The organism is Archangium sp. (assembly GCF_036277355.1).
GTDB lineage: Bacteria > Myxococcota > Myxococcia > Myxococcales > Myxococcaceae > Archangium.
This window is the reverse complement of the sequence record NZ_DASUNC010000079.1, coordinates 1-5,894: the sequence shown is the minus strand read 5'-3', so window position 1 is coordinate 5,894 and position 5,894 is coordinate 1. Positions and strand designations below refer to the sequence as shown.

Annotated in this window: 1 protein-coding gene; it reads left to right on the top strand. The window is 69.9% G+C overall.

All coding sequences use genetic code 11. From position 1 onward, the window contains the following. On the top strand, positions 1–5,894 hold a 5,894-nt coding region (locus VFZ09_RS21695), incomplete at both ends, for a non-ribosomal peptide synthetase (protein ID WP_329729548.1).

Genomic DNA, 5,894 nt, shown 5'->3' with positions numbered 1-5,894 from the left:
CATCGCCAACACCCAGGTGTACCTGCTCGACGCGCACCTGCGTCCCGTGCCCGTGGGCGTGCCCGGTGAGCTCTACATCGGCGGCGACGGCCTGGCCCGCGGCTACCTCTCCCGCCCGGACCTCACCGCCGAGCGCTTCGTCCCCAATCCCTTCTCCACCCAGCCCGGTGCGCGCCTCTACCGCACCGGTGACCTGGCGCGCTGGCGTCCCGATGGCGTCCTCAACTTCCTCGGCCGCATCGACAACCAGGTGAAGGTGCGCGGCTACCGCATCGAGCTGGCCGAAGTGGAAGCCGCCCTCCTCGCCCACCCCGAGGTGCGTGAGGCCGTGGCCCTCGTCCGCGAGGACGTGCCTGGCGACAAGCGCCTCGTCGCCTACGTCGTACCTGCGCTCGCCGATGTGGACTCGCTGCAGGCCTTCCTCGCGCAGCGGCTCCCCGAATTCATGCGGCCCTCGGCCTTCGTGGCACTGGAGAGCCTCCCGCTCACCTCCAATGCCAAGGTGGATCGCAAGGCCCTGCCCGCGCCCGACAGCTCGCCCCACCTGCGCTCCCGTCCGTACACGCCGCCCGCGACCCCCACCGAGGAGCGGCTCGCCGCGCTGTGGGCCCAGGTGCTGCGCGTGCCCCAGGTGGGCCGCGAGGATGATTTCTTCTCGCTCGGCGGCCACTCCTTGCTGGCCACCCAGGTGATGGCGCGCCTGCACGCCACCTTTGGCGTGGAACTCCCGCTGCGCACCCTCTTCGAGGCCCCCACCGTGAAGGACTTCGCGGCGCGCCTCGACGCCGCCGCCCGGGCCAGCGCCGCCTCTCGGCTGCCCCCTCTGGTGCCCGCTCCCCGCAACGGCCCGCTGCCCCTGTCCTTCGCTCAGCAGCGCCTGTGGTTCCTCGATCAGCTCGAGCCCGACAGCCCTCTCTACAACCTCCCCGCCGCCATCCGGCTCGAAGGCACCCTGGACCTCGCCGCGCTCCGGCATGGCTTCCAGGAGTTGGTGCGCCGCCACGAGTCCCTGCGCACCACCTTCGGCTCCGAGGCAGGGCAACCCGTCCAGGTCATCGCCCCGTCCGTCTCGCTCCCCCTGGAGGTGGTGGACCTCTCGGCCATCCCCTCCGAGCAGCGGGAGGCCGAGGTGCTGCGCCTCGTCCACGAGGACGCACAGCGCTCCTTCCAGCTCTCCACGGGTCCGCTCCTGCGCACCCACCTGCTGCGGCTCTCCGCCCATGAGCACGTGCTGCTGCTCAACATGCACCACATCATCTCCGATGGCTGGTCCTCGGGCGTGCTGGTGCGGGAGCTGGCGGCCATCTATGAGGCCCAGCTCCGGGGCAAGCCCTCGCCTCTGCCTGAGTTGACGGTGCAGTACGCGGACTACGCCATCTGGCAGCGGCAGTGGCGGAGCGAGGTGCTCGAGCAGCAACTCACGTACTGGAAGCAGCAGCTCGCCGGGGCGCCTCAGGCCCTGGAGTTGCCGACCGACAAGTCTCGGCCCGCCATCCAGTCCGTCCGCGGCGCACAGCTTCCCGTGAAGCTGCCGAAGGACCTCTCCGAGCGGCTCCTCCAGCTGTGCCAACGCGAAGGGGTCACGCCCTTCATGGCCCTGCTGGCCTCCTTCCAGCTCCTGCTCTCGCGCTACTCCAACCAGGACGACATCTGCGTCGGCTCGCCCATCGCTGGCCGCCAGCATGCCGAGCTCGAGGGCCTCATCGGCTTCTTCGTCAACACCCTCGTCCTGCGCTCCCGCATCGACGCCCGGGCCTCCTTCCGCTCGCTGCTCGCCCAGGTCCGTTCCACCACGCTCGATGCCTTCGAGCACCAGGACGTCCCCTTCGAGAAGCTGGTCGAGGAATTGCGGCCTCCGCGTGACTTGAGCCGCACGCCGCTCTTCCAGGTGATGTTCGCCCTCCAGAACGCCCCCATGGGCAACCTGGAGCTCCCGGGCCTCTCCCTGCGCACGCTTCCTCCTGGCGAGCTCACCGCCAAGTTCGATCTCACCCTCTTCCTCTCCGAGGGACCGGAGGGATTCACCGGCACGCTGGAGTACTGCGTGGATCTCTTCGAGCGAGACACCGTCGCTCGCATGATGAGCCACCTGCAGGTGCTGCTCACCTCCATCCTCGCCCAGCCCGATGCGCCCCTGGCCTCCCTGCCGCTGATGACCGGGGCCGAGCGTCAGCAGCTGCTGGTGGAATGGAACGCCACGGGGGCCGAGTACCCGCGCGAGGCGTGCGTCCACGAGCTGGTGGAGGCCCATGCCCGTGCCAGGCCGGACTCGCTGGCCGTGGCGGACAAGCACCACAAGCTGACGTACCGGGAGCTCGACGAGCGGGCCAACCAGCTCGCTCACCACCTGCGCACGTTGGGCGTGGGCCCGGAGTCCGTGGGCGTGGTGTGCGTGGCGCGCTCGGTGGACTTCATCGTGGGCGCGCTGGCCATCCTCAAGGCCGGTGGCGCCTACCTGCCGGTGGATGTGGCCTACCCCACGGAGTGGCAGCGCCAGGTGGTGGGCGACAGCGGCGCGAAGGTGGTGCTGTCGCATCGCGCACGCGCGAGCCTCGTGGAGGGCGCCGGCGCGGCCGTGGTGTGCCTGGATGACGAGAGCGTGCTGGAGGCTCAGCCCAAGCACCGGCCGGAAACGGGCGTGGGCGCGCAGAACCTCGCCTACAGCATCTACACGTCCGGCTCGACGGGCAGGCCCAAGGGCGTGGCGGTGACGCACCGCAGCCTCGTCAACCTGGGCAGGTGGTACGAGCGCACCTACGCGGTGAAGCCCGAGGACAGGACGACGCTGGTGGTGGGCCTGTCCTTCGACGTGTCCGTCTGGGAGGTGTGGCTCAACCTCATGGTGGGTGCCAGCGTGCACATGCCCGAGGACGAGGTGCGCGCAGAGCCTCGGCGGCTGCTGCGCTGGCTGGCGGAGGAGAAAATCACCGTCTCCTTCATGGCCACGCCCATGGCGGAGGCGGTGCTGGAGGAGCAGTGGACGGACGACGTCGTCCTGCGCTGGCTCTTCACCGGTGGAGACAAGCTTCACCGCCGTCCACGCAAGGAATTGAAGGCCGCGCTGGTGAATGTGTATGGCCCCGCGGAGAACACCGTGGCCACCACCATCTGCCAGGTGGAGCCCGAGGGCGTCGTGGAGGGCTTGCCGCACATCGGCCGGCCTCTGTCCAACGTCCGCGTGTACGTGCTCGACGAGCGCCTGGCGCCGGTGCCGGTGGGCGTCTGGGGCGAGCTCTACATCGGCGGCGAGAACCTGGGCCGCGGCTACCTGGAGCGGCCCGCTCTGACGGCCGAGCGCTTCATCCCCAACCCGTTCGAGCAGAACGGGGCGCGCATGTACCGCACCGGCGACGTGGTGCGCTACTTCCCCGACGGCAACATCGAGTTCCGCGGCCGCAATGACTTCCAGGTGAAGATTCGCGGCTTCCGCATCGAGCTGGGTGAAGTCCAGTCCGTGCTCGACAAGTTCCCGGGCGTGCGTCAGTCCGTGGTGGTGGTACGCGAGGACGTCCCGGGCAACAAGCGGCTGGTGGCCTACTGGGTGGCTCAGGAGGACCAGACGCCGGACGCCTCCGAGCTGCGCGAGCACCTCAAGCAGAAGCTGCCCGCGCACATGGTGCCCTCCGCCTTCGTGCAGCTGGAGAAGGTGCCCCTCACCCCCAACGGCAAGGTGGACAGGAAGGCCCTGCCCGTGCCCGAGGGCGTTTCAGGCAGCTCGGCCGAGCCCCTGGCGCTCCCGCGCAACGAGCTGGAGGTGCAGCTCGCCGCCCTCTGGTGCGGAGTGCTGGGCGTGCCGCAGGTGGGCATCCACGACGACTTCTTCGCCCTGGGCGGCCACTCCCTGCTGGCCACCCAGCTCGTCTCACGCATCCGCGGCGCCTTCGGCGTCGAAATCCCCCTGCGCGCCATCTTCGAGAGCCCCACGATCGCGGCGCTCGCCAGCCAGCTGGAGGGGGCCCTCGTCCAGCGCATCCCCTCGGCTCCCGCGCTGCACACCACGCCTCGCGTGGGCTCGCTGCCCGTCTCCTTCGCGCAGCGGCGGATGTGGATCATCGATCAACTCCACCCCCTGCACGCCGACTACAACGTCTTCTCCGCGCTTCGGATGGAGGGCACCCTCCAGGTGGACGTGCTGCGGCGCAGCCTCGCCGAGGTGGTTCGCCGTCACGAGTCCCTGCGCACCGTCTTCCGCTCCGGCCTCGAGGGCCTCATCCAGGTCATCCAGCCCGAGGCCTCCCTGTCCCTGGGTGAGGTGGATCTCTCCTCTCTGCCCGCACCAGCGCGCGAGGCGGAGGTGCTCCAGCGGGCCGAGCAGGAGTCCCAGCGTCCCTTCGATCTGGCCACCGGCCCCCTCTTCCGGGGAGAGCTGCTGCGGCTTTCCGACAGCGAGCATGTGCTGCTGCTCAACATGCACCACATCGTCTCCGATGGCTGGTCCATCGGCGTGCTGGTGCGCGAGGTGGCGGCCCTCTACGAGGCCTTCGCCCAGGGCCGCCCCTCTCCCCTGCCCGAGCTCCCCGTCCAATACGCCGACTACGCCTCCTGGCAGCGGCAGTGGCTGCAAGGCGAGGTGCTCGACACGCAGCTGCGCTGGTGGCGCCAACAGCTCGCCGGGGCGCCACATGCCCTGGAGTTGCCCACCGACAAGCCTCGGCCCTCCGTGCAGTCCTTCCGCGGCGCGCGGGTGCCCGTGAAGCTCTCGAAGGACCTCTCCGAGCGCCTCCTCCAGCTCTGCCAGCGTGAGGGAGTCACCCCCTTCATGGCGCTGCTGGCCTCGTTCCAGCTCCTCCTCTCGCGCTACTCCAACCAGGACGACATCAGCGTTGGCTCGCCCATCGCCGGCCGCCGGCACGCCGAGCACGAGGGCCTCATCGGCTTCTTCGTCAACACCCTCGTCCTGCGTGCTCGCCTCGCGGGTGTCACCACCTTCCGCGAGCTGCTGCACCAGGTGCGCGAAACCACCCTCGGCGCCTTCGCCCACCAGGACGTCCCCTTCGAGAAGCTCGTCGAGGAGCTCCAGCCCCAGCGTGACCTGAGCCGCTCGCCGCTCTTCCAGGTCATCTTCGCCCTGCAGAACGCGCCCATGCCCGAGATGGCCCTCCCGGGCCTCTCCCTGCGCCCGCTCGAGGTGGAGAACCGCGTCACCAAGTGCGACGCCAGCCTCATCCTCTCGTCCTCTCCCGAGGGCTTCGACGGCGTGTTCGAGTACGCCACCGATCTCTTCGAGCACACCACCGCCGCTCGCATGATGGGCCACTTCCAGGTCCTCCTGGAGGCCGCGCTCTCCCGTCCCGAGGCACCCCTCTCCGAGCTGACCCTGATCTCCGAGACCGAGCGCCAGCAGGTGCTCGTCGACTGGAACCAGACGCAGCGGGACTACCCCCGCGACGCCTGCATCCACCACCTCTTCGAGAGGCAGGTGGCCCTGCGTCCCGACGCCATCGCCGTCGAGTTCGGCGAGCAGCGCCTCACCTACCGGGAGCTGGACGCGCGCTCCAACCAGCTCGCCCACCTCTTGCGCTCGCAGGGCGTGGGACCCGACTCCCTCGTCGCCCTCTTCCTCGATCGCTCCCTGGAGCTCGTCGTCTCCCTGTTGGGCATCCTCAAGGCCGGTGGTGCCTACCTCCCGCTCGACGCCTCCTACCCCGCCCAGCGCCTCGCCTTCATGTTGGAGGACGCTCCGCCCCGGCTGCTGCTCACCTCTCGCACCCTCCGCTCGCAGCTCCCCGTCTCCGACTCGTTGCCGTGTCTCTTCTGGGAGGAGCTGAGCCTCGAGGCTCTGCCCACGTCCGCGCCCGAGACGGGCGTCACCTCGCGCCACCTCGCCTACGTCGACTTCACCTCCGGCTCCACCGGCAGGCCCAAGGGCGTCGCCATCGAGCACCGCTCCGTCC